This is a genomic window from Kitasatospora sp. NPDC004289 (genome assembly GCF_053602875.1).
Window position 1 is genome coordinate 1 of record NZ_JBSGEL010000036.1, and the last position, 23,189, is coordinate 23,189.

17 protein-coding genes and 1 pseudogene are annotated in these 23,189 nt (G+C 74.8%); 7 read left to right on the forward strand and 11 right to left on the reverse strand.

Annotated elements, in window-relative coordinates; genetic code table 11:
- From ACWEPF_RS23665 to ACWEPF_RS23675, 3 genes are all read left to right on the forward strand, one after another.
- Positions 1 to 486: sigma-70 domain-containing protein (locus ACWEPF_RS23665; RefSeq protein ID WP_452174042.1), on the forward strand; the 486-nt coding region annotated here is incomplete at its 5' end.
- 168 nt (positions 487 to 654) lie between these two features.
- On the forward strand, positions 655 to 1,797 hold the full coding sequence (locus tag ACWEPF_RS23670; protein ID WP_452174043.1) for an alpha/beta hydrolase: 1,143 nt from the start codon (positions 655 to 657) through the stop codon (positions 1,795 to 1,797).
- A gap of 255 nt (positions 1,798 to 2,052) precedes the next feature.
- Positions 2,053 to 3,729 (forward strand): translation initiation factor 2, encoded by a 1,677-nt coding sequence (locus ACWEPF_RS23675; RefSeq protein ID WP_452174044.1) that lies wholly within the window; start codon positions 2,053 to 2,055, stop codon positions 3,727 to 3,729.
- Here ACWEPF_RS23675 and ACWEPF_RS23680 read toward each other — a convergent pair.
- Together ACWEPF_RS23680 and ACWEPF_RS23685 are read right to left on the reverse strand one after the other, a co-directional pair.
- A complete protein-coding gene (locus ACWEPF_RS23680; RefSeq protein WP_452174045.1) occupies positions 3,712 to 4,638 on the reverse strand; it encodes a hypothetical protein in 927 nt (308 codons plus the stop codon). The genes ACWEPF_RS23675 and ACWEPF_RS23680 overlap by 18 nt on opposite strands.
- Entirely contained in the window at positions 4,625 to 5,575 is a 951-nt protein-coding gene (locus ACWEPF_RS23685; protein ID WP_452174046.1) for a helix-turn-helix transcriptional regulator, read from the reverse strand. The genes ACWEPF_RS23680 and ACWEPF_RS23685 overlap by 14 nt, the downstream gene beginning before the upstream one ends.
- Positions 5,576 to 5,721: 146 nt before the next feature.
- On the opposite strand from ACWEPF_RS23685, the gene ACWEPF_RS23690 reads away from it, so the two are divergent.
- Entirely contained in the window at positions 5,722 to 6,564 is an 843-nt protein-coding gene (locus tag ACWEPF_RS23690) for an NAD(P)H-binding protein (protein WP_452174092.1), read from the forward strand.
- Positions 6,565 to 6,598: 34 nt separating this feature from the next.
- Here ACWEPF_RS23690 and ACWEPF_RS23695 read toward each other — a convergent pair whose 3' ends face one another.
- Both ACWEPF_RS23695 and ACWEPF_RS23700 read right to left on the reverse strand, forming a co-directional pair.
- Positions 6,599 to 8,785 (reverse strand): NB-ARC domain-containing protein, encoded by a 2,187-nt coding sequence (locus tag ACWEPF_RS23695; protein ID WP_452174047.1) that lies wholly within the window; start codon positions 8,783 to 8,785, stop codon positions 6,599 to 6,601.
- Between the two features lie 82 nt (positions 8,786 to 8,867).
- On the reverse strand, positions 8,868 to 9,320 hold the full coding sequence (locus ACWEPF_RS23700) for a VOC family protein (RefSeq protein WP_449795265.1): 453 nt from the start codon (positions 9,318 to 9,320) through the stop codon (positions 8,868 to 8,870).
- A 77-nt stretch (positions 9,321 to 9,397) separates the two neighbouring features.
- On the opposite strand from ACWEPF_RS23700, the pseudogene ACWEPF_RS23705 reads away from it, so the two are divergent.
- Positions 9,398 to 9,454 (forward strand): annotated as a pseudogene (locus ACWEPF_RS23705) (CGNR zinc finger domain-containing protein); the annotation flags it as partial.
- Positions 9,455 to 9,514: 60 nt separating this feature from the next.
- Here ACWEPF_RS23705 and ACWEPF_RS23710 read toward each other — a convergent pair.
- Both ACWEPF_RS23710 and ACWEPF_RS23715 read right to left on the reverse strand, forming a co-directional pair.
- On the reverse strand, positions 9,515 to 10,714 hold the full coding sequence (locus ACWEPF_RS23710) for an MFS transporter (protein ID WP_452174048.1): 1,200 nt from the start codon (positions 10,712 to 10,714) through the stop codon (positions 9,515 to 9,517).
- A 74-nt stretch (positions 10,715 to 10,788) separates the two neighbouring features.
- Entirely contained in the window at positions 10,789 to 12,882 is a 2,094-nt protein-coding gene (locus tag ACWEPF_RS23715; protein WP_452174049.1) for an FUSC family protein, read from the reverse strand.
- Between the two features lie 244 nt (positions 12,883 to 13,126).
- Between ACWEPF_RS23715 and ACWEPF_RS23720 the strand changes: the two genes are divergently transcribed.
- Complete coding sequence (locus ACWEPF_RS23720; RefSeq protein WP_452174050.1) at positions 13,127 to 16,159, forward strand: SpoIIE family protein phosphatase; 3,033 nt, start codon at positions 13,127 to 13,129, stop codon at positions 16,157 to 16,159.
- Positions 16,160 to 16,189: 30 nt separating this feature from the next.
- On the opposite strand, the gene ACWEPF_RS23725 is transcribed toward ACWEPF_RS23720, so the two are convergent.
- The 5 genes from ACWEPF_RS23725 to ACWEPF_RS23745 form a co-directional block, all read right to left on the reverse strand.
- Positions 16,190 to 16,957 (reverse strand): 3-oxoacyl-ACP reductase, encoded by a 768-nt coding sequence (locus ACWEPF_RS23725; RefSeq protein WP_449795261.1) that lies wholly within the window; start codon positions 16,955 to 16,957, stop codon positions 16,190 to 16,192.
- A gap of 4 nt (positions 16,958 to 16,961) precedes the next feature.
- Entirely contained in the window at positions 16,962 to 18,263 is a 1,302-nt protein-coding gene (locus ACWEPF_RS23730) for an aldehyde dehydrogenase family protein (protein WP_345283599.1), read from the reverse strand.
- A gap of 100 nt (positions 18,264 to 18,363) precedes the next feature.
- Positions 18,364 to 19,722: a glutamine synthetase family protein gene (locus ACWEPF_RS23735; RefSeq protein ID WP_452174051.1), complete on the reverse strand. Its 1,359-nt coding sequence runs from the start codon at positions 19,720 to 19,722 to the stop codon at positions 18,364 to 18,366.
- Complete coding sequence (locus tag ACWEPF_RS23740) at positions 19,719 to 21,236, reverse strand: amino acid permease (protein ID WP_452174052.1); 1,518 nt, start codon at positions 21,234 to 21,236, stop codon at positions 19,719 to 19,721. The genes ACWEPF_RS23735 and ACWEPF_RS23740 overlap by 4 nt, the downstream gene beginning before the upstream one ends.
- Before the next feature lie 176 nt (positions 21,237 to 21,412).
- Positions 21,413 to 22,153 (reverse strand): Mut7-C RNAse domain-containing protein, encoded by a 741-nt coding sequence (locus tag ACWEPF_RS23745; protein ID WP_452174053.1) that lies wholly within the window; start codon positions 22,151 to 22,153, stop codon positions 21,413 to 21,415.
- Positions 22,154 to 22,454: 301 nt separating this feature from the next.
- Between ACWEPF_RS23745 and ACWEPF_RS23750 the strand changes: the two genes are divergently transcribed.
- Entirely contained in the window at positions 22,455 to 23,186 is a 732-nt protein-coding gene (locus ACWEPF_RS23750; RefSeq protein WP_345283522.1) for a FadR/GntR family transcriptional regulator, read from the forward strand.
- Positions 23,187 to 23,189: the final 3 nt, after the last annotated feature.

A 23,189-nucleotide genomic window follows, 5' to 3' on the forward strand; every position in this document is an offset into this window, starting at 1 on the left:
ATCCCGGTGCACATGGTCGAGGTCATCAACAAGCTGGCCCGCGTCCAGCGCCAGATGCTCCAGGACCTGGGCCGCGAGCCCACCCCGGAGGAGCTCGGCCGGGAGCTGGACATGACCCCGGAGAAGGTGGTCGAGGTCCAGAAGTACGGCCGCGAACCGATCTCCCTGCACACCCCGCTCGGCGACGAGGGCGACAGCGAGTTCGGTGACCTGATCGAGGACTCCGAGGCGGTCGTCCCGGCCGACGCGGTCTCCTTCACCCTCCTCCAGGAGCAGCTGCACTCGGTGCTCGACACCCTGGCGGAGCGCGAGGCGGGTGTGGTCTCGATGCGCTTCGGCCTCACCGACGGCCAGCCGAAGACCCTGGACGAGATCGGCAAGGTCTACGGCGTGACGCGCGAGCGCATCCGCCAGATCGAGTCCAAGACCATGTCCAAGCTGCGCCACCCGTCGCGTTCGCAGGTCCTGCGCGACTACCTGGACTGATCCCCAGAGCCCCAGCCTCCGGAGGGCCCGGCGCGGTGCCACCACCGCCCGGGCCCTCGGCACGTGCGGCGGCGGTTCGCTACAGTGCGGGCATCGGCGCAGAGGTACAGACCAATTCCTCGTGCGCGCCGTGCCGTTCGCTGAACTCCCACCCCCACGGAGGCAGTCGTGATAGCCCGTCGCACCGTCCTGACCATCGCGGGAGGCGGCGCGGCCGCGCTGCTCGCCGCCCCCGCCGCGCACGCGGCCGCCCCGAGCACCGTGCGGCTCCCCGCGCCGACCGGGCACCGGCAAGTCGCCACCCGCGCGGTCCATCTGATCGACCGTCAGCGTCAGGACCCGTTCGCGCCGGTGCCCGCGCCGCGCGAGCTGATGGTCCAACTCTGGTACCCGGCACGGCCGGTGGACGGCGGCCCGGCGGCCGTGTACACCTCGCCCCGGGTGGCGGCGGCGGTCGAGGCCGGGCTCGGACTGCCCGCCGGTCTGGTCGGCCGCCTGCGCGGCCACGCCGTCACCGGAGCACCGGGCGGGGTGCCGGGCGGCGGCCCGCTGGTGCTCTTCAGCCCCGGGCGGACCGGCATCCGGGCCGGGGCCACCGCACTGGCCGAGGAACTGGCCTCGCGCGGCTTCGTGGTGGCCGCGGTGGACCACACCTACGACGCGGCGGCGGTGGAGTTCCCGGGCGGCCGGCTGGTGGCCTGCAACCTCCCGGCCGAACCGGAGGACTGGGACGCCCAGGACCGCAAGGAGGTCGCGGCCCGGGCGGCCGACCTGCGCTTCGTCGCGGAGCGGCTGGCCCGGCTGCTGCCCGGGACGGCCGGACGGCCGGTCGGCGTGCTCGGCCACTCCCTGGGCGGGGCGGCCGCCGCCGAGGCGATGCGGCAGGACCGCCGCTTCGCGGCCGGACTCGACCTGGACGGCGGACTCTTCGGCTCGACCGTCCCCCGGACCGGCCTCGACCGGCCCTTCCTCCTCCTCAACTCCCTGGAGGACCACGACACCTGGCGCCTCTTCCGGGAACACCACCACGCCTGGGGCCGCCAACTGAGGATCACCGGATCCGGACACCTGACCGCCACCGACATCCCGCACCTGGCCGGGCCGGGGCGGCTGGACCAGGTCTGGGACCCCGCGACCTACGGCACCTTCCTCGGCACCGTCGCGGCGCGGCGGGGCACCGAGGTGGTCCGCGCGTACGTCGCGGCCTTCTTCGAGCGCTTCCTGCTCCAGCGGCCGGGCGGCGGTCTGCTCGATGCGCCGTCGGGGCGCTATCCGGAGGTCGTCCACCAGTGGAGCCGGAACGGGAGCTGACCACGGGGTATCGTCTCGGGGTCACGCCCTGCCGACCGGCCCCGCCGGCCGGTCGGCGCCCACAACGCCCTTGACCTGCGGTTTTGACGATCGGAGCGGTATCATGCCGGGAGCCGGGAGCCGGGAGCCGGGAGCCGGGAGCCGGGAGCCGGGAGCCGGGAGCCGGGAGCCGGGAGCCGGGAGCCGGCGCGTCTCGCGGGTGGCGGCGTGAACGGGGGCGCGGCACGGGGTGAAGCACGGGCTACGGGGGATGCGGTGGCGGAGTCGGCCGGCGGGCCGAGCGTGCTCCTGGTCATCCGCACCGCGACGACCCTGAACCGCCTGCTCGACGTCGTCCCGCTCTTCGCCGACGACCACCGCGTCCGCCTCCACTGGACGATCGCACCCGGCTCCGCCTACGACGACGGCCTCCCCGAACTGCTGGAGCGTCACCACATCCGGGTCACCCCCTGGCGGGACGCCGTCGACCGCCGCTACGGCCTGGCGATCGGCGCCAGCGCCAACGGTGAGCTGTACCGTCTCCGCTCCCCGCTCCTCCTCGTCCCGCACGGCGCCGGCTTCAACAAGCGCCTCGGCGGCGCCGGCGACGCCGCACCCTCCGGCCTCTCCCCCGAACAGCTGCTCCACGACGGCGAGGTGGTCCCGGCCGCCATCGGCCTCGCCCACCCCGCCCAGCTGACCAGGCTGACCCGGGCCTGCCCACCCGCCGCCGAACGGGCCACCGTGGTCGGGGACCCTTGCCACGACCGTCTCCGGGCCAGTCTGGAGTGGCGGGACGAGTACCGCCGCGCCTTCGGGCTGCGGGCGGGACAGCAGCTGGTCGTGGTCTCCTCCACCTGGGGCCGCGCCTCGCTGAGCCACCGTCACCCCGAGCTGCTCACCCGTCTGCTGGCCGAGCTGCCGGTGGACGAGTACCGGGTTGCCCTGGTGCTGCACCCGAACGAGTGGGCCGAGCACGGCGCCTTCGCCCTCCGCCTGCGGCAGACGAGCGCCCGCGCCGCCGGGCTGATCTGCGTGCCGCCGCAGGAGGGGTGGCGAGCGGCGCTGGCTGCCGCCGGGGTGCTGATCGGGGACCACGGTTCGGTGGCGCTCTACGCGGCGGCAGCCGGGCTGCCGGTCCTGTTCGCCACCGACGGCTCGGTCGGCACCGCCAGCACGGAGGGCACGGAGGGCACAGGCGGCACGGACGGCACCGGCCACGACGAGCTCGACCCGGACTCACCGATGGCCGAACTCATGGCCACCGCACCCCGGTTGGACCTCACCGCGCCACTCCTCCCGCAGCTCTCCGGTGACCTCGCCCCGGCCGTGCTGCCGCCGGGCGCGTTCGCCGCCGAAGGCTCCTCGCTCGCCCTGCTCGCCGAGCTGGTGCACCGCCACCTCGGCCTCACCCCGCCCGCCACCGCCCCGATCGCGGAGCCGGTCCCGCTCCCCCGGCTCGACACCGCGCCCGTCCGCCAACTCACCGTTCACACCGCCCTGGTGGAGCCCGCGACGGAGGGCAAGCCCGCCCTGGTCCGGTTGGAGCGCTGCCCCTCCCGGCTGTCCGAGCTCCACCCCCACGACGAGTCGGCCCACCGCCACCGGCTGGCCGAGCTCTCGCCCGAGGCCGGGCGTCTGGCCCAGAGCGCGACCGTCCTCTCCACCCACGAGCCCACCCTCGGCACCGACTGGCTCGACCGCACCCTCGCCCGCCACCCCGCCTGCCGGATCGCGGCCGTCGTCCTGGACCGGCACCGCTGCCTGCTGCGGCTACGCACCGGCGAGCTGCTCACCACCACCCTGCCCGCCGACGCCGACCCGCTGCTCGCCGCCTCCGCCCTGCACCACCTGCTGTCCCTGGGCGAGCCCGTGCCCGGCGCCGTCCGCATCGAGATCGGCGGACACCGCCACACCGCCACCGTCGAACCGGCGTCACCCTCGGCCGGCTGACTCCCCGTCGGCCATCCGCCAGGTCCCCGTGCCCAGGTCGAGCACGGCCGTGCGGTCGGTCCGCTCCGGCCACTCCCCCAGCCGCCAGGGCCGCTCCAGCACGCCCAGCGCGATGCCCACCCCGGCCTCGGACGTCTCCGCCACGACGCCGATCCAGTGCGGGCTCCGGGCGATCAGCCGCTCCACCAGCGCCCCGTCGGGCTCCGGAACCGCCAGGGTCTGTCCGTCGGCGCCGGGCGGCGTCCCCCGCACGCCGTGCAGGGCCGAGCCGGCCATCAGCGCCAGCAGCCGAGCGAACAGCCGGACCGGGAGCTCCGCGTCCCTGGTCTCCAGGTGCACGTAGCAGTCGTCGTGCCCGGAGAAGTAGAAGCGCGAGCCCGGCAGGCGCGTGAGCACCAGCTCACCGGCCCGGGCCGTGCCGATCACCAGCGCGAGCTCGTCCAGCTGCTCCGCGGTCCGGCCCGGCTCCACGTCCACCAGGGTCAGCTCGTAGGGTGACCAACTGCCGTCCAGGAAACGGGGCATGACGTCCCGCTCCAGCACCAGCAGCTCCTCGCTCAGGTCGAGCGAGCCACCGGCCCAGTCACCGATCGGGTGGACCCGGCAGGCGGCGCCCTGGTCCGCAGCGATCTCCCCGGGGCTCCAGGACCGGTAGTCCTCGTCCAGGAAGCTGTTGGTCGCCAGGCCGGCCACCACCACCTCCTCCCGCGCGGACCCCAGCAGCAGGTCCAGGAGCTCGCTGCCCTGCGCGGCGGCGGCCGAGACCGTCCGGATCCCCTCGTCCTCCCGGACGCTGAAGGCCAGCGGGAACGCCGCCCCCGCCAGGCCCACGGAGTTCACGCCGAACGCCCCGCGCCGGTCCACCTCGACCACTGCACTCCCCCACCACTCGTCCTCATGCGTCCTCACCGTATCGGGCGGTCAGCTCCGCCCCGATCCGGGCCAGTTCGGCCCTGGCCTCCGGCGGTTCCAGGATCTCGATCCGCGCCCCGAGCCCGGCGAGCCGGGCCGCGATGACCTCGGGCGCCGGGCCGTCGACCTCCAGCTCCCGCCGCCCGTCCGGGAGTTCGCGCAGCGGCCGGACCCGGCCGGAGCTCAGGCGGTGCAGCAGGGCCTCGGTGCCGGGCTCGACCCGCACCAGCACGGTGGCGGCGTGCAGGCGCTCCTCCATCCCCGCGGCCAACTCCCGCCAGACGGCGGCCAGATCGAAGCCCTCCGGACGGTCGACGGGCAGGCCGGTCGGAGTGGCCCCGGTGACGCGGCTGAGGCGGTAGGAGCGCAGGCCCGCCTCGGTGGCCGCGACGAGGTAGCCGACACCCGCCTTGGTGGCCAGGCCGAGCGGGTGGACGGTGCGCTCCCGCTCGGGCCGCCCTGGGGTGGCGTAGCCGAGCCGGACCTGTTCGCCCTCCACCACGGCCCGCTGGAGCACCTCCAGGTGCGGTTCGGCGGCGGTGACGGGCGCCCGGGACCAGTCGGTCGGGTCGGCCACACCGCCGCGGGCGGCCGCCTCGGCCCCGGCCCGCTGGGGCGCGGGCAGGGCCTGGACCAGCTTGCGCAGCAGGGTGCGGGCCTCGGGCGAGGAGGCGGCGGGCCCGGCCGTGAGGAAGAGCGAGCGGATCTCGTCCGTGGTCAGGCCGTTGAGCGTGGTGCGGGCCCCGCCGACCAGGTTCCAACCGCCGCCCCGGCCGCGCTGGGAGTACAGCGGCACGCCGGAGGCGGCCAGCGCCTCCAGGTCACGCCGTGCGGTCCGTTCGGAGGTCTCCAGCTCGGCGGCCACCTCGGCCACGGTGACGCGGCCCCGCCGCTGGAGCAGCAGCAGGGTGGCGACCAGTCGATCGGCTCTCATGGACCGCCATTCTGCTGGCTCCGCGCGCCCCACTCCGACCGGTTTTCCGGCGGCTCGTCAAACTGGCCAGAAGGTGGCCACTTTGAGCGGAAGGCTGAGCTCATCGCCCCCGGAAGCACCGGGCCGTGAAGAGAGTGGAGCAGAAGATGATCGTGGTGACCGGAGCCACCGGGAACGTCGGCCGGCCGCTGGTGCAGGCCCTGGCCGAGGCCGGGGAGCGGGTGACGGCGGTGTCCCGGAACGCGGCGGAGGGGCTCCCGGTGGGGGTGTTGCACCGGGTGGCCGATCTGGCCGAACCGGCGTCCCTGGAGACGGTGTTGGCGGGGGCGGAGGCGCTGTACCTGCTGATCGCGGGATCGGGCGCCGAGCTCGATCCGGAGGCGGTGCTCGGGGTGGTGAAGGCGGCGGGGGTGCGGCGGGTGGTACTCCAGTCCTCGCAGGCGGCGGGTACCCGTCCCGGGCTGGCTTCGCACGACGGCCTGCGGGCCTTCGAGGCGGCGTTGCGCGGTTCGGGCCTGGAGTGGACCGTGCTGCGCCCCGGCGGATTCGCCTCCAACGCCTACCTCTGGCTGGAGTCGGTGAAGGCCCACCGGACGGTGGCGGCGCCCTTCGGCGAGGTGGGCCTGCCGCTGGTGGACCCGGCGGACATCGCCGCCGTGGCGGCCGCGGCGCTCCGCGACCGGACGGGCGCCCACGCCGGACGGACCTACCAACTGACCGGCCCCGCGCGGGTTTCGCCCCGTGAGCAGGCCGAGGCGCTCGGCGCGGCGGTCGGCGAGCCGGTCCGGTTCGTGGAGCTGAGCCGGGCCGAGGCCCGCGGGCACCTCACCCGCTTCCTCCCGGAGGTGGTGGCGGAGGGCACCCTCGACATCCTCGGCGAGCCGAACGCCGAGGAGCTGCGGTTGAGCCCCGACGTGGAGACGGTGCTCGGCCGGGCCCCGCACTCCTTCGCCGACTGGGCCCGGCGCCACGCCGCCGCCTTCCGCTGAACCCGCGGCTCGGCGCGCGTGGCGGGTCAGGGGTTCAGCCCTCGGAGCACTCCGGCTCCGAGGAAGCCTCCAACTCCTCGACCTTGGCGCCGAGTTCGGCGGCCCGGGGGCTGCCGGTGGCCTGGTGGATCCGCCAGGCGGCGTCCAGGTGCCGGTGGGCGGCCGCCCGGTCACCGGCCGCCAGTGCGGTCTCGGCGAGCAGTTCCAGCACGGGCGCCCGGTCGACCGGGGTGTCCCGTTCGGTGAAGACGTGCAGGGCCTGCTCCAGCAGTTCGGTGGCCTGCTGGAGCCGCCCCAGCCGCAGCTGCACCCCGCCGAGGCTGGTGGCGATCCGGGCGGTGGTGCGGCGGTCCGCGCCGTCCCCGAGCCGGTACGCGCGCAGCAGCACCTCCGCGGCCGCGTCCCACTGCCCGCGCCGGTCCAACACCTGCCCGAGGTGGTGGAGTTGGAGCCGGGTGCCGCGGACCTGACGGAGGTTCTCGTTGATCTGGAGCGACTCCTCGAAGGCGGCCTGGGCCTCGTTCAGCCGCCCCTCGGCCAACCAGGCCTTGCCGGAGAACTCCAGCACCATGGCGGTGGCCCGCCGGTCCCCGGCCAGCCGGGTGGCGGCCAGGGCCGGGCGCAACTGGGCGTGGGCGGCGTCGAAGTCGCGCAGCTCCCAGTGGGCCCGGGCGAGTTGGGCCCGGTAGCGGGCCAGGAGCAGCAGCTCCTCCTCGCGTTCGGCGGAGGCGACGGCGAGGGTGTAGGCCTCGATCCAGTAGTCGTACGGCCGCTGGTCCTCGACCAGCTTCCAGAGCGGTTCGGCCAGCCGGCAGACCATCGGGTCGTCGCCCAGGGCTGCGGCCGTGTGGAGGCAGGCCAGCAGGTTGTGCCGCTGGGCGCGGAACCACCGGAGGGCGGCCGTGTCGTCGGCGAACTCCACGTCGGGCCCGGGGCCTTGGGGCAGCGGTGCGAGGTAGCGCAGCCGTTCGCCGATCGCACGGTCGGCGCGTTCAGCCTGGCGGGCGTACCAGTGGACGGTGCGCTGCCAGATCGCCGAGCGGCCGATGCCGCTCGGGTCGGCGGCCCGGGCCCGGCGGGCGGCGTGCTCGCGCAGCAGGCGGTGGTAGCCGAACCGCCCGGTGGCGGCGTCCTCCTCGAGCAGCCCGGCGTCCACCAGCTCGGCGAGCCCGGCCTCGGCGGCCCAGGCGTCCAGGTCGGCGGCGGCCGCGGCCGCCCCGGAGGCGAACCCGCCGCCCGGGTGGTCGGCGAGCGAGCGGTAGAGCAGGGCGGCGTCCTCGGGCAGGGCCTGGTAGCTCGCGTCCCAGAGTGCCTCCACGCCCGTGCCTCCGATCACCCCGCCACCCGTACCCGCCCCACCGTCGGTCCGCGCCGCCGCCTCGGCCGCTCTCAGCCGGTCGACCAGGTCGGCCACCCGGGCCCGCCGCATCCGGCGCAGCTGCCCGCCGGCCGCCCGCAGCGCGATCGGCAACCCGCCGCACAGCTCGGCGAGTTCGGCCACCGCCGCCTCTTCGGCGGCCGCCCGCTCGGGGCCGATCAGCTCGGCCAGCATGCGGCGGGCGTCTCCCGGCGGGAGCATGCCGAGCGGGACGGCGAGGGCGCCGTTCTGCTCGGCCTCCGGCAGCCGGGCCTGGCTGGTGACCACGGCCGCGCTCTGCTCCCCGGCCGGGAGCAGCAGGGCGAGTTCGGCCTCGTCGTGCACGTCGTCCAGCAGCACCAGCACCCGGCTGCCGGTGGTCCGGGAGCGGAACAGCGCCTGACGCTCCGCCAGGGTGGGCGGCAGCCAGCCGGCGTCCACGCCGAGCGACTCCAGCCAGCCGCCGAGCACGGCGGCGAAGTCCACCGCGCCGTCCTGGCGCAGCCGGCCGAGGTCGGCGTAGAGCTGGCCGTCGGGGAAGCGCTCGCGCATCCGGTGGCCCCAGTGGGCCCCGAGCTCGCTCTTGCCCACGCCGCCGACGCCGCTGAGCACCAGCACCGCCGGGCGCCCGGTGCGGGGGCGGCCGAGCTCCGCGGTGCAACCGGCCTGTTCGGCCTGACGGTCGAAGAACCTGCCCTTGGTGAGCGGGAGTTGGCCGGGCACCGGCCGCTGCGGGCCGCTGACCGTCAGGTGCTCGATCACCTGGGCCTGGATGAGGTGACCGTCCACCCGGCCGCCGTCCACCCGGTTCACCCCGGCCGCCGCCCGCTGTGCCACCTCGTCGGACTCCGGTCGCTCCGCCACGCCCACCCCTCAAGCCGCCCTGACCGCCAACACTGTAGACGTTCCGTCAGGCGAAAGGGTTGTGGGCGCACCGGTCCGCCGGTCAGGCCGCGCAGAACTCGTTGCCCTCGGGATCGCGCATCACCCACCAGTGCCCGGCCGGGCCCTTGTCCACCTCCTGGACCTTGACCGCGCCGAGCCCCTCCAGCCGGGCGACCAGTCCGGCCAGGCCCTCCGGCCCGGCGTGCAGGTCGATGTGCAGGCGGTTCTTGACGGTCTTGGGCTCGGGGACCTGCTGGAAGAGCAGGCGGCGGCCCTTGCCGACCCCGCTCGCCGGGTCGTAGGGGTCCTCGGGGTGGCGGACGGCGCCGTAGCCGCGGAAGACCTTGCGGCCGCGGTGCTCGGTGACGGCCGCCTCGGGCAGGTGGCCCGCGGCGAGCAGCTGGTCGATCAGCGGGCTCGGGTCCTCCACCTCGTACTCCAGGGCGGCGGCCCAGAAGTCCGCCAGGGCCGAGGGGTCTGCGCAGTCGATGACGAGTTTCCAGTTCAGAGCCATGTGACCACTTGTATGGGTGAGATGGATCCGTCCGCAACCAGAGGCCTGACGCTGCGCTCGCGCAGCGCCGCCGCCCGGCCCGCCGTTGGTGCTCCATCGAGCACTGCGGCAACCCCCACGAGGTCCGCGCCCTGCGGGCCCGCGCCACCGGGGAAGGATGCCCGCCGCGCCCGACCGGCCCTCCTGACGGTGGGTCAGCCGACCGGCTCCACGGCCGGGCTCGCGGCGGGCTCGACCGGAGCGGGCCGCCGGGAGGGGCGGTCCAGGGCCCAGGCCACGGTCGCCACCAGGCAGCCGGTGAGGGCCAGCCCGGAGCCGACCAGGGTGGGCGAGGTCCAGCCGAGCCCGGCCGACAGGGCCAGGCTGCCGAGGTAGGCGCCCTGCGCGTTGGCGAGGTTGAAGGCGCCCTGCACGGTGGCCAAGGCCAGGGTCGGCGCGGTCCGCGCCTTCTGCATCACCAGGGTCTGCACCGTGGGCACCGTGGCGAAGCCGAACAGGCCGATCAGCACCACGGTGAGCGCCGCCGCCCACGGGGTGCCCGCGGTCACCGCGAACAGGGCCAGCGCCAGGGCCATCAGCAGGAAGGCGGCGCTGATCGAGGGCCGCAGCGCGCGGTCCGCCGCGTAGCCGCCGATCAGGTTCCCGAGCGTCATCCCGACGCCGAACAGGGCGAGCACGACCGTGACGCCCTGTCCGGAGAAGCCGGCCACCTCGGTGAGCACCGGGGTGATGTAGGTGTAGCAGGCGAAAAGCCCGGCGCAGCCGGTCACCACCGTGCCGAGGGCCAGCCAGAGCTGGCCGCTGCGGAAGGTGGCCAGCTCAGTGCGCAGGCCGGCGCCGGGGCGGCTGGGCAGTTCGGGCAGCAGCCGGGCCAGGGCGAGCGTGCCGACCGCGCCGGCGCCGACCACCACGAGCATCGCCGAGCGCCATCCGAGGTGCTGGCCCAGCAGGGTGGCGGCCGGCACGCCGAGGATGGTGGCCACGGTCAGCCCGGAGAACATCACCGAGACCGCCCGGGCCCGCAGGTGCGGCGCCGCCAGCTCGGCGGCGGCCACCGCACCGGCCCCGAAGAAGGCGCCGTGCGGCAGCCCGGTGATCAGCCGGGCCCCGGCCAGTAGGGCGAAGTTCGGCGCCAGCGCGCAGAGCAGGTTCCCGACCGTGAACAGCGCGGACAGGCCGATCAGCACGGCCTTGCGGGGCAGCTTCGCGCAGAGCGCGGTGAGCAGCGGGGCCCCGATGACCACCCCGATCGCGTACATCGAGATCAACCAGCCGGCCTGCGGCACCGGGACGCCGAGGTCGTCGGCGACCTGCGGGAGCAGGCCCATCGCGGCGAACTCGGTGGTGCCGATCGCGAAGGCGGTGAGGGCGAGGGCGACGAGCGCCAGCGGCATGACGGGACCAACTCCAGGGGTGGGGTGACGTGGGGCGGTCGCCACTGACCACCTGCGCGAGGGTTCGGGGCAGTTTACCGAGCGGAGGTCAGCGTCCGGATCCGGCGGAGCTCGCCGTGGATCTCGGCCAGCGTGCGGCAGTCGGCCGGAGCGATACCCTCCGCCGGGCCGACCGACACCCTTCCGCCGTCCAACTCCCCGGCCAGGGAGGCCAGTTCAGCGACGATCCGCCGGGCGGCCGGCTCCGGCGGGTACGGGCGGCCGTGGTCGAGCCGGACGGCGCAGGCGGTGGTCGCGTCGACGATCCGCTCCGCCCCGGCACCGACCGGCAGCCAGTCGCGGTCCGCCCGCAGCTCGGCGGCGGCGGTCTCGGCGGCGGCCCGCGCCTCTGCCAGCGCCCGGTAGGCGGTGCGGCGCAGGGCGTCCCGCTCCGCGCGGACGGACCGCTCGGGGGCGAGCACGTGGTCCAGGTAGCACTGGGCGTGCCGCAGCGCGACGGCGTACCGGTGACCGACCCGGGTCCGGGTGGAGCTGAGCCGGGGCAGGTGGCCGACCAGCAGGACGGCGAGGCAGGCCAGCACCGTGTCCGCCAGCCGGGTGCCGGCCGCGCTGGTGTCCCCGCCGAGCGAGACGAAGGCGAGCACGGTGACGGTCACCACCGCCGTCTGGGCGGCGAAGTGACGGGCCGCCAGCGGGACCAGTGCCCCGCCCAGGGTCGCGGCGGCCACCTCCGTGCCGTGCGGCAGCAGGACGGCGGCGAACAGCACCCCGACGGCCGTCCCGGCGCAGCGGCTGACCACCCGCGAGAACAGCGGCCCGATGTCCGGCTTCACCAGGAACGCGGCGGTGACGGGCAGCCAGTACCAGTAGGCGGCCCCGAGCAGCAGCGCGAGCGTGGTCGAGACGGCCACGCAGGCCGCCACCCGCAGCCCGTACTCGCGCCCGGCCGGGCCGGTCGGCAGTGCTCCGGGGCGCACCCGCGGAGGCGCGGCCACCGGCTCGTCACCCGCCCCCGAGAACGCCAGCGTCACCTCCAGCACCGCCCGGTCGAACGCCGCCCTCGCCGGACTGTCCGACACCGGAGCCGGCACCGCACCGGGCTCCGCCCCCGCCCGTACCGCCTCCGCCAGCCGCCGCGGCCCCTCGACGATCCGCTCCGGCAGCCGCTCCCCCTCCCACAGCAGCGCCACGCCCGCCTCGCACAGCGCGGCCGCCGCCCCGAACCGCTCCCACAGCCGCCGGGCCTCTGCGCTCACGGCCCTCGGAGCACCGCCGTGCGGCAGCGCGGGCCCGAACAGGCGGCGCACCGCCCCACCGCCCCCGCGCCCCGCCTCCCCACCGTGGCCGCCCACGGCCCGACGAGCGGACCCCGCCGAGGGTCCACCGATGCCACGCCCCGACGGTCCGCCGCCCGCCCCGCCCCCGGCCGGCTCCGACGCCCCGAACGCCGACGCCCCGACCGCCGACGCCCCGAACGTGCGCGTCCGCCCGTCGTCCCCTGACGGACCGTCCGCCCGTCCCGCCCGGGGCCACCGCAGGCGCAGCGCCAGGTCCGCCTCGTTCAGCGCGCCGGTCAGCCGCCTCCGGGCGGCCTCCGCTCCCGGGGTGCCGACGGCGGCCAGGGCGTCGGCCAGGGCGTCGAAGACGGCCGCCACCGCGTGGCGCTCGCCGTCCGCGCCCGAGGGGCTGACCACCAGCCGCAGCAGCAGCTGCCAGAGCGCGCCCGCCAGGAAGGCCGCCGCCATCGCCCACGGCGGGGCCGCGACCGGCATCCCGGCGCCGACCGCCGTGAAGACCAGCAGCTGCACGGCGGCGGCGGACCACACCGGCCCGGCCACGCTGACCGCACCCGAGACCAGCCCGACCACCGTCAGCAGCGGGAGCGCCCACCACCCGGGGGCGAGCGCCCCGAAGAACCCCGCCGCCCCGGCCGCCGCGGGCAGCGCGATCCGTACCGCCGCCACCCGCCGCGTGCCCGGCCGGTCGTTGAGCGTGCCGAAGAACGCACCCAGCCCGGCGGCGATGGCCTCCGCCGGGCGGCCCGCCGCCAGGCCCAGCGCCAGTGCGGGGCCGGTGCCCAGCGCCCCGCGCAGCACCGCCGGCCAGGGCACCGGCCCGCCGCGGGGCCACCGGAGCGGATGGGCGAGCCAGACGGGCGGGCGGTGCACCAGGGTCCTCCTCGTTCGACCTGACCGGACGGCTGCGGCCGAGCCTAGGAGCCTCGCTTGTCGCCCTCGCTTCGCCGCCGTTACGGGAACGTGACCATCCGCTCCCCCGCGCCCGGAGCCCCGCCGTATGGCCCTCCGCCCGCCGGGAACCCTCCACCGCCGCCCCTCGCAGAGCCGTGCCACCCGCAGCACCCCGTGCGAGGATGACAGGACGGCAGCCCCAGCCCCGGGCGGTGGTCGACACATGCGTAGTGATGAGCAGGACGGCCTCCTGACGGTCCCGATCGCGACCGCGCTGATCGCCGAGGACGGCCGCATCCTGCACTGGAGCACCGACGCCGAGGCCCTGCTCGGCTACCCCGCCCGGCAGGCCATCGGCGCCCGGGCGGCCCAGCTGCTGGTCACCGAGGACCAGCGGCCCGAGGTGCTCGAACTGTTCCGGCACATCCTCACCGGCCGGGGCTGGTCCGGCGTCTTCCCGGTGCTGCACCGCAACGGCCACCACGTGAACCTGGAGTTCCGCACCCACCCCGTGCTCGGCCCGGACGGCCGCCCGCTGGTGCTCGCGGTGGCCTCGGACGTGACGACGGTGCACCGGCTGCACGCGGACCTGGCGGTGCTGGACAGCTTCTTCAGCCAGTCCCCGGTCGGCATGGCGGTCTACGACACCGACCTGCGCTTCGTCCGGCTGAACGACGCGCTGGCCCGCGCCAACGGCCTGCCCGCCGAGCAGCAGATCGGCCGCCGGGTCACCGAGGTGCTGCCGGGGATCAACGGCGAGGAGATCGAGGCGGTGATGCGCCACGTGATGGCGACCGGCGAGCCGGTGCTGGACGCCCGCTCCTACGGCCGGACCCCTGGCGACCCGGGCCACGACCGCGCCTGGTCCGCCTCCTACTTCCGGCTGGACCGGCCCGAGGGCGGGGTGCTCGGGGTGAGCTCCACCATCGTGGACGTCACCGAGCGGTTCCGGGCCGAGGCCCAGGCGGCCCGGGCCCAGCAGCGCCTGGCCCTGCTCAACGAGGCCAGCACCCGGATCGGCACCACCCTCGATCTCGCCCGCACCGCCCAGGAGTTGGCGGAGGTGGCGACCCCTGAGCTGGCCGACACGGTGGCGGTGGAGGTGCTGGACACCCTCGCCGCGGGCCAGCCCGCCGAGCTGCCCAGCCCCGCCGACCGCTCGGCGGTGCTGCGCCGGATGGCCTTCCACTCCGCGCCGGGCTCCGGCATGGTGCCGCTGGCTCCGGTCGGCGCGGTGCACCACTACCACCCGTCGACGCCGTACGCCTGGGCGCTGGCGCACCGCCGTCCCGTCCTGCTGCCGACCCTGGACGGCGGGGCCTCGCACTGGTTCGCGGACGCGCCCGCCGAGGCCGCGGCGATGCGCGGCGACGGGGTGCACACGGCGATGGTGGTGCCGTTGATCGCGCGCGGGGCGGCGGTCGGGATCGCGGTCTTCTACCGGAACGTGACGGAGCGTCACTACGACGCGCAGGACGCGGCGCTGGCCGCCGAGCTGGCCGCCCGGGCGGCCGTGGCGGTGGACAACGCGCTGCTCTACACCCGGGAGCGGGACGCCGCCCGGGCCCGGCAGTTCGCCCTCGAGGAGGCGCACACCGCCCAGCAGCGGCTGGCCCTGCTCAACGAGGCCAGCACTCGGATCGGCACCACCCTCGACCTCTCCCGCACCGCCCAGGAGCTCGTGGAGGTGGTGCTGCCGCGCTTCGCCGACTTCGTCACCGTGGACCTGCTGGAGTCGGTCCTGGAGGGCGAGGAGCCGGCCGCCCCGCCGGACGAGGGCCCGGCGCTGCTGCGGGCGGTGGCGGTCGGCGAGGTGAAGGGCTCCGAGGTGCTGATGGGAGCGGCCGACGACGTCGGCGAACCCAGCCGGTCGGCCAACCTCTATGCGGAGAGCCTGCGTTCGCGCCGCTCGATCCTGGTGGCCGAGGTGGACGAGGCGGCCCTGCACCGGATCGTCGCGGCACCCGACCGGGTGGAGCCCGGTCTGGCCGCGGGCGTGCACTCGTACGTGATGGTGCCGCTGCTCGCGCGCGGGACGGTGCTCGGCGGGGCCGAGTTCATCCGGACCGTCAACCCCGAGCCGTTCACCGCCGACGACGTGGCGCTGGCCGAGGAGTTGGCGGCCCGGGCCGCCGTGTGCATCGACAACGCCCGGCTCTACCGGCGGGAGCGCGAGACCGCGCTGACGCTGCAGCGCAGCCTGCTGCCGCAGGAGGTGCACCACTCGCTGGGGCTGGACCTGGCCCACCGCTACCTACCGAGCAGCGTGGTCAGCGAGGTGGGCGGCGACTGGTTCGACGTGGTGCCGATCGGCAGCGGCCGGGTCGCGCTGATCGTCGGCGACGTGATGGGCCACGGCATCCGGGCCGCCGCCACCATGGGACAACTCCGCACCGTGGCAAGGACCCTGGCCACCCTCAACCTCGATCCGGCCCGGCTGCTGCGCCGCCTGGACGAGGCCGCCTCGGCACTCGGCGAGGGCCAGTTCGCCACCTGCGTCTGCGTGGTGTTCGACCCGCTGGACCGCAGCTGCACCGCGGCCTCGGCCGGACACCTGCCCCCGCTGCTGGCGCCGCCCTCGGGCGAGGCCGAGCTCGTCGAACTGCCCGCCGGCGCGCCGCTGGGGGTGGGCGGGGTGCCGTTCCAGAACCGCAGCTTCACCCTGCCCGAGGACGGCCTGCTGCTGCTCTACACCGACGGCCTGGTGGAGCGGCGCGGCCACGACATCGACCACGGCATCGAGCTGCTGCGCCGCGCCGTGACCGGCCGCCGCGGCAGCCTGGAGCGCACCTGCGACGCGCTGCTCGCCGCACTGGAGGCCCCCGCCGGCCAGGACGACGTCGCCGTCCTGCTGGCCCGGGCCCGCCCGGTCGGCCCGGACCGCTACGCCGTCCTGCCACTGGCCGAGGACCGCGCCGTGGTCGGCCGGGCCCGGCACTTCACCCGCGAGGTGCTCGCCGCCTGGGGCCTCGACGTCCTGGCCGACCACGCGGAACTGCTCACCAGCGAACTGATCACCAACGCCCTGGTGCACGCCGGCCGACCGGTCGAGATGCGGATCTTCCGCGACCGGCTGCTGACCGTCGAGGTCACCGACGTCGACGCCCGCCCGCCCCGCCTGCGGGTCGCCGAGGAGGCCGACGAGGGCGGCCGCGGCATGTACCTCGTCAACGAACTCGCCCACCGCTGGGGCACCCGCGTCACCGACACCGGCAAGGTCGTCTGGTACGAACTGGAACCCCCTGCGGGCGGCTGAGCCGTCGTCAGCCACCCGCGGGGCGTCCCCCTACTGAGGCGTCACGTACGCACCGGAGATGCCGCCGTCCACCAGGAACGTGTTCGCCGTCATGAACGACGAGTCGTCGCTCGCCAGGAAGGCCACCGCCGCCGCGATCTCGGAGGGCTCGGCGAAGCGTCCCAGCGGGATGTGCACCAGGCGGCGGGCGGCCCGCTCCGGGTCCTTGGCGAAGAGCTCCTGGAGCAGCGGCGTGTTGACCGGGCCCGGGCAGAGCGCGTTGATCCGGATGCCCTCGCGGGCGAACTGCACGCCCAGCTCGCGGGACATCGCCAGCACGCCGCCCTTGGAGGCGCTGTAGGAGATCTGCGAGGTGGCCGCGCCCATCACCGCGACGAACGAGGCGGTGTTGATGATCGAGCCCTTGCCCTGCCGCTGCATGTGCGGGATGGCGTACTTGCAGCACAGGTAGACGCTCTTCAGGTTGACGTCCTGCACCCGCTGCCAGGCCTCCAGGCCGGTGGTCAGGATGGAGTCGTCGTCCGGCGGCGAGATGCCGGCGTTGTTGAAGGCGATGTCCAGGCTGCCGTAGGTGTCGACGGCGGTCTGGTACATCTGGCGGACGGCGTCCTCGTCCGTCACGTCCGCGCGGATGAACAGGCCGCCGACCTCGTTGGCCGCCTTCTCCCCGCTCTCCTCGTCCAGGTCCACGCAGACGACCTTCGCTCCCTCGGCGGCGAAGCGCCGGGCGGTGGCGAGGCCGATGCCGCTGCCGGCTCCGGTGATGACGGCCACCCGGCCGTCCAGACGGTTGCTCATCCGACTACTCCTGATCCGTTGCGATGAAGACGTTCTTGGTCTCGGTGAAGGCGTGCAGGGCGTCCGGCCCGAGCTCCCGGCCGAGGCCGGACTGCTTGAAGCCGCCGAAGGGGGTCGAGTACCGCACCGAGGAGTGCGAGTTGACCGAGAGGTTGCCGGCCTCGACGGCGCGGGCGACCCGCAGGGCGCGGCCGACGTCCCTGGTCCAGATGGAGCCGGAGAGGCCGTACTCGGTGGCGTTGGCGATCCGCACCGCGTCCTCCTCGTCGCGGAACGGGACCACGGTCACCACCGGCCCGAAGATCTCCTCGGTGAACGCCGGGTCGTCGTGCCGCACCGGCGCGAGCACCGTCGGCGGGTACCAGAAGCCCGGCCCCTCGGGGCAACTCCCGGTGAAGGCCGGGTCCTTGACGTAGGAGGCGACCCGCTCCCGCTGGGCGGCCGAGATCAGCGGGCCCATCTCGCTCTTCTCGTCGGCCGGGTCGCCGACCCGCACCGCGCGCACGGCCCGCTCGAAGCCGGCCATGAACTCGTCCAGCACGGTGGCCTGCACCAGGATCCGCGACCGCGCGCAGCAGTCCTGCCCGGCGTTGTCGAAGACCGCGTACGGGGCGGTGGCCGCCGCCTTCGCCAGGTCGGCGTCGGCGAACACGATGTTCGCGCTCTTGCCGCCGAGCTCCAGGGTCACGGCCTTGACCTGCTCGGCGCACCCGGCGGCCACCCGCTTGCCGACCGCGGTCGAACCCGTGAAGACCACCTTCCGCACGTCGGGATGGGTGACGAACCGCTCGCCGACCACCGGACCGCGCCCGGGCAGCACCTGGAACACGCCCTCCGGGATCCCGGCCCGCAGCGCCAGTTCGGCCAGTCGCAGGGCGGTGAGCGGGGTGAGCTCGGCGGGCTTGAGGACCACCGTGTTGCCGGCCGCCAGGGCCGGGGCGAAGCCCCAGGCGGCGATCGGCATCGGGAAGTTCCACGGCACGATGATCCCGACCACGCCGAGCGGCTCCTGGAAGGTCAGGTCCACTCCGCCGGCCACCGGGATCTGACGGCCGAACAGGCGCTCGGGGGCGGCCGCGTAGTACTCGATCACGTCCCGGGCGTTGCCCGCCTCCCAGCGGGCGTTGCCCACCGTGTGACCGGCGTTGGCCACCTCCAGCCGGGCCAGTTCCTCCCGGTCGGCGTCCACGGCGGCGGCGAAGGCGCGCAGCAGCCGGGCCCGGTCGGCGGGGGCGACCTTGCGCCAGCCCTCGAAGGCGGCCTTGGCCCGCGCGACGGCGGCGTCGGTCTCGGCCAGGGTGGCCATCGGGACGGTGGTGATCACCTCCTCGGTGGCGGGGTTGACCACCTCGTAGAGGTCGGGGCTGTCGGTCACTGCGTACTCTCCTCGGTCGGCGAAGCGGTGGTCACAGGCGTTCGAACCCCCGGCGGCGCTCCCAGTCCGTCACCGCGGCGTCGTAGGCGGTGAGTTCGACCCGCCCGGCGTGGGCGTAGTGCCGCACGACGTCCTTGCCGAAGGCCAGCGCCGCCGCCTCGCTGCCCTCGAAGGCGGCCACCGCGTCCCGCAGTGTGGACGGCACCCTGGGCGCGTCGGAGGCGTACGCGTTGCCGGTGAACTCCGCCTCCAGGGGCAGCTGGTGCTCGACCCCGTGCAGGCCGGCGGCGATCAGCGCGGCCAGCGCCAGGTAGGGGTTGACGTCCCCGCCCGGCACCCGGTTCTCGAACCGCAGCGAGGGGCCGTGGCCGACCACCCGCAGCGCGCAGGTCCGGTTGTCCCGGCCCCAGGCGATGGCGGTGGGGGCGAAGCTGCCGGGGACGTAGCGCTTGTAGGAGTTGACCGTCGGCGCCAGCAGCAGGGCGAACTCGCCCAGGCAGGCCAGCTGTCCGGCCAGGAAGTGCTCCATGGTCCGGGAGAAGCCGTACGGTCCGTCGCCCGCGAAGACCGGGGCGCCGTGCTCGTCGCGCAGGCTCAGGTGGACGTGGCAGGAGTTGCCCTCCCGCTGGTCGTACTTGGCCATGAAGGTGAGGCTGTAGCCGGCCTGGTCCGCGATCTCCTTGGCACCGGTCTTGTAGACCGCGTGGTCGTCGCAGGTGGTCAGCGCGGGGCCGTACTTGAAGGCGATCTCGTGCTGGCCGAGGTTGCACTCGCCCTTGGCGGACTCCACGGTGAGCCCGGCCCCGGCCATCTCGTTGCGCAGCCGGCGCAGCAGCGGCTCGATCCGGGAGGTGCCGAGGATGGAGTAGTCGACGTTGTACTGGTTGACCGGGGTGAGGCCGGAGTAGCCCTTGTCCCAGGCCTGTTCGTAACTGTCCTTGAAGACGATGAACTCCAGCTCGGTGCCCGCGTAGGCCTGCCAGCCGTAGCCGGCCAGCCGCTCCAGCTGGCGCCGCAGCACCTGGCGCGGGGAGACCGGGACGGGGGTGCCGTCCTGCTGGAGCACGTCGCACTGGACCATCGCGGTGGCCGGGTGCCAGGGCACCATCCGCAGGGTGTCGAAGTCGGGCCGCATCACGAAGTCGCCGTAGCCGGTCTCCCAGGAGGAGACCTCGTAGCCGTCCACGGTGTTCATGTCGACGTCCACCGCGAGCAGGTAGCCGCAGCCCTCGGCGGCGTGGCCGACGACCTCGTCCAGGAAGTGACCGGCGGCGATCCGCTTGCCCTGGAGGCGGCCCTGCATGTCGGTGAGGGCGAGCACCACGGTGTCCACGGAGCCGTCGGCGACCAGCGCGCGCAGGCGGTCGAGGGTGAGGCGGGGGCTGCTCATCGCTTCTCCAAGGTGCTTGCGCGGTCGGCCGGTTCGTCCTCGGCGGTCACCTTGGGGCCGGTGAACCAGTGCCGGGCCGACACCAGCCACCAGATCCCGGCGAAGCCGAGCACGACCGCCACCGCGACGGGGGTGTAGTTGAAGTTCGCGGCGGTGACCGGGCTGACGGTGGGCAGCATGAACAGCACCGAGATCAGCGCCGTCCAGCCGACCGCCACGCTACCGATCAGCTTGCTCCACCGGCCCAGGTGCCACGGGCCGCGCTCGAAGGCGTCACCCTGACGGAGTCTCAGGAACACCGGGACGACGTAGGCGATGTACAGCCCGATGACGGAGATCGAGGTGACGGCCGCGTAGGCGGTGGCGTTCCAGAGGTTCTGCGCGCCCAGCAGGAAGGCCCCTCCGGTGGCCAGCCAGACGGCGGCGGTCGGGGTCTGGGTGCGTGGGTTGATCCGGTGCCAGATCCGCGAGCCGGGCAGCGCGCCGTCGCGCGAGAAGGCGTAGATCATGCGGGAGTTGGCGGTCACCGAGGCCATCCCGCAGAAGAACTGGGCGCCGATCACGATCAGCAGCAGCAGCTTCGCGCCGGTCGGGCCGAGCGCGTCCAGGAAGATCTGCGCGGGCGGCACCCCGGTGCTCGTGCCGGTCACGCCCTCGTAGTTCGTGATCGCGAAGGTCAGCCCGAGCAGCAGCACCCAGCCGGCCACCAGGGAGACCAGCACCGAGTTGACGATGCCCTTGGGCCCGGAGCGGGCGGCGTCCCTGGTCTCCTCGGTCATGTGTGCGGAGGCGTCGTAGCCGGTCAGGGTGTACTGGGCCAGCAGCAGGCCGAGCATCGCGACGTAGAAACCGCTGGAGAAGCCGGTGTTGTTGACGAACTTCGTGAACACGAAGGAGGCGGAGGCGTGTTCGGACGGCAGCAGCACCAGCGCGCCGACGATCACCGTCACTCCGGCCACGTGCCACCAGACGCTCACCGTGTTGAGCAGCGCGACCAGCTTCACGCCCCGGGTGTTGAGCAGGCCGTGCAGCAGCAGGATGACCGCGAACAGCACCATGGTGTGCTCGGTGGTGGCGGCGTAGCCCCACTGGAGGTCCAGGAAGGCGTTGGTGAAGAACGCCGCGCCGAAGTCGACCCCGGCGGTGACGGCCACCTGGCCCATGAAGTTGAAGTACCCGGTGAACCAGGAGGCCGCCGCACCGTTGCGGCGGGCCAGCTTGGCGGCCCAGTAGTACAGGCCGCCCGCGGTCGGGTAGCTGGAGCAGATCTCGGCCATCGACAGCGCCACGCAGAGCGTCATCAGGCCGACCAGTGGCCAGCCCCAGGTGATCAGGGCCGGGCCGCCGGTGTTCAGCCCGAAGCCGTAGAGGGTCAGGCAGCCGGAGAGGATGGAGACGATCGAGAAGGAGACGGCGAAGTTGGCGAAGCCCGACATCGAGCGGGCCAGCTCCTGGGTGTAGCCGAGCTGCCGTAGCCGGTGCTCGTCGTCGCTCGTGTGCTGCTCGGAAGGCATGCGCACCCCTTGGGGGTTGAGGGGTTCGGGAGAGAGCCGAAACGTGCGCCCACGTCATCGTGGCGGCCAAAGGACCGGTTTCAGACCTTTGGCGTGGGCAGCATGTTCCCGTTACCCCTGATTCCCCGTCAAGACCACGCGCCCCAGTGGTTCCTCGGCGGGCAGCCGGCCGGGCCTCAGCCGTTGACGACCGCCCCGCCGAACTCGGCCACCGCCGCGTCCACGATCCCGCTCAGCTGCGCGTGGTGCGCGCCGCGCCAGTACACCTGCTCGCAGTCCCCGCACTGGGCGTAGACGTCGTAGGAGCGCTCGGTGCCGTCCCGCAGCTGCTCGCGGACCTCGGCCTTGTCGGCCGGCCGGAGCACCCCGTTGCAGTTGGTGCACCGCGTCCACGGCGCGAGCGGGGGCGCGAACCGGGAGAGCACGTCGCGCAGTTGCTCCGCGGGGCGGTGGCTGTAGACGTACGCCCCCGCCCAGAGCTCGCGCCGGTGCAGCAGCCCCCGGTCCCGCGAGAGCATCACCCGCTGCTCGGCCGCCGAACGGGCCGCCAGCGCCGGGTCCCCGATGTCCAGGCTCTCGTACGCCGCGTCCACCCCGAGCAGCCGCAGCCGCCGGGCCAGCGTGCCCAGGTGCACGTCCAGCAGGAAGCGCGGCGCGCCCGGCAGCGCCTGCGGCCTGACCACCGCCCGCACGGCGATCCGCTCGCCGTCCACCGGCACGTGCGAGGAGGCCAGCGCCTCGCCGGCCGCCGTCTCGAAGGCGCCCACCTCGGTCAGCGGCACGCCGAGCGACTCCACCACGTGCCCGAGGGTCGAGGTCCCGTCGGTCCTCACCCCGGACCAGCCGCCTCGACGGGGGGTGCTCACGAAGACGTGCAGCTCGGGGGCGAATTCGATCGAGATCTCGGGCTTGTCCACGGGAGCAGCATGCCAGCACCACCCCTGTCCCCGCCCCGCCTTTTCGCCACCCGGACGCCCCGCCCTCCCCCGCCCCGCCTCACGACCGCGCTCACCCTCCGGTCACCCCCTTCGCTCCCACCTCCACCCTGGGCACGGTGCCGCTCCCATCCCCGCCCCACCACCCCTCTCACCCACCGGTCACCCCCTTCGCCCCCACCCCCGCCCTGGGTACGATGCCGCTCCCATCCCCGCCCCACCACCCCTCTCACCCACCGGTCACCCCCTTCGCCCCCACCCCCGCCCTGGGTACGATGCGGCCGTGGCTGACGAGGGCGTGGACTGGCGCGGCGCATCGGTCCTGCGTCCGGTGCGGACCGGGAACGCCTTCGAGGAGACCGTCGAACGCATCCTCGCCGCCCTCAAGCTCGGCGTCTTCGCCCACGGCGACCGCCTCCCGCCGGAGCGCGAGCTCGCCGCCCGGCTGAACGTCAGCCGCGAGACCCTGCGCGAGGCGCTCCGCTCGCTCCAGCAGGCCGGCTGCGTGGAGCCGCGCCGCGGCCGCTACGGCGGCACCTTCGTGACCTACCGCCTGCCCCCGCCCGACCTCGGTCAACTCCGGCGCGCCGTCCAGGACATGGGGGCCGAGCTGGAGGACGCCCTGACGTACCGTCTGGTCCTGGAGACCGGCGCCTCCGAACAGGCCGCCCGCCGCACCCTCACCCCGGCCCAGCGCGAACACCTGGAGCAGCGGCTGGCCGAGCTGGAGGACTGCGACCCGGCCGACTACCGCCAGCTCGACTCGCGCTTCCACCTGGCCATCGCCGAGCTCACCGGCTCGCCCTCGCTGGCCGCCGGGGTGGCGGTCGGCCGGATGCGGCTCAACGACCTGCTCAACGCCATCCCGGTGCTCGGCCGCAACATCGAGCACGCCTCGGAGCAGCACCGCGCCATGGTCCGGGCCATCCTCGACGGGGACGTGGCCGCCGCCCGCCGCACCACCGAGGAGCACCTGGAGGCCACCGCGGCCCTGCTCCGGGGCTTCCTCGGCTGATCC

What these genes read in the sequence shown, in the direction of transcription:
- ACWEPF_RS23685 (WP_452174046.1), bottom strand. Translation starts at nt 5,575, where the DNA reads ATGAGAGCCGATCGACTGGTCGCCACCCTGCTGCTGCTCCAGCGGCGG.
- ACWEPF_RS23690 (WP_452174092.1), top strand. Translation starts at nt 5,722, where the DNA reads ATGATCGTGGTGACCGGAGCCACCGGGAACGTCGGCCGGCCGCTGGTG.
- ACWEPF_RS23700 (WP_449795265.1), bottom strand. Translation starts at nt 9,320, where the DNA reads ATGGCTCTGAACTGGAAACTCGTCATCGACTGCGCAGACCCCTCGGCC.
- ACWEPF_RS23710 (WP_452174048.1), bottom strand. Translation starts at nt 10,714, where the DNA reads ATGCCGCTGGCGCTCGTCGCCCTCGCCCTCACCGCCTTCGCGATCGGC.
- ACWEPF_RS23720 (WP_452174050.1), top strand. Translation starts at nt 13,127, where the DNA reads ATGCGTAGTGATGAGCAGGACGGCCTCCTGACGGTCCCGATCGCGACC.
- ACWEPF_RS23725 (WP_449795261.1), bottom strand. Translation starts at nt 16,957, where the DNA reads ATGAGCAACCGTCTGGACGGCCGGGTGGCCGTCATCACCGGAGCCGGC.
- ACWEPF_RS23730 (WP_345283599.1), bottom strand. Translation starts at nt 18,263, where the DNA reads ATGGCCACCCTGGCCGAGACCGACGCCGCCGTCGCGCGGGCCAAGGCC.
- ACWEPF_RS23735 (WP_452174051.1), bottom strand. Translation starts at nt 19,722, where the DNA reads ATGAGCAGCCCCCGCCTCACCCTCGACCGCCTGCGCGCGCTGGTCGCC.
- ACWEPF_RS23740 (WP_452174052.1), bottom strand. Translation starts at nt 21,236, where the DNA reads ATGCCTTCCGAGCAGCACACGAGCGACGACGAGCACCGGCTACGGCAG.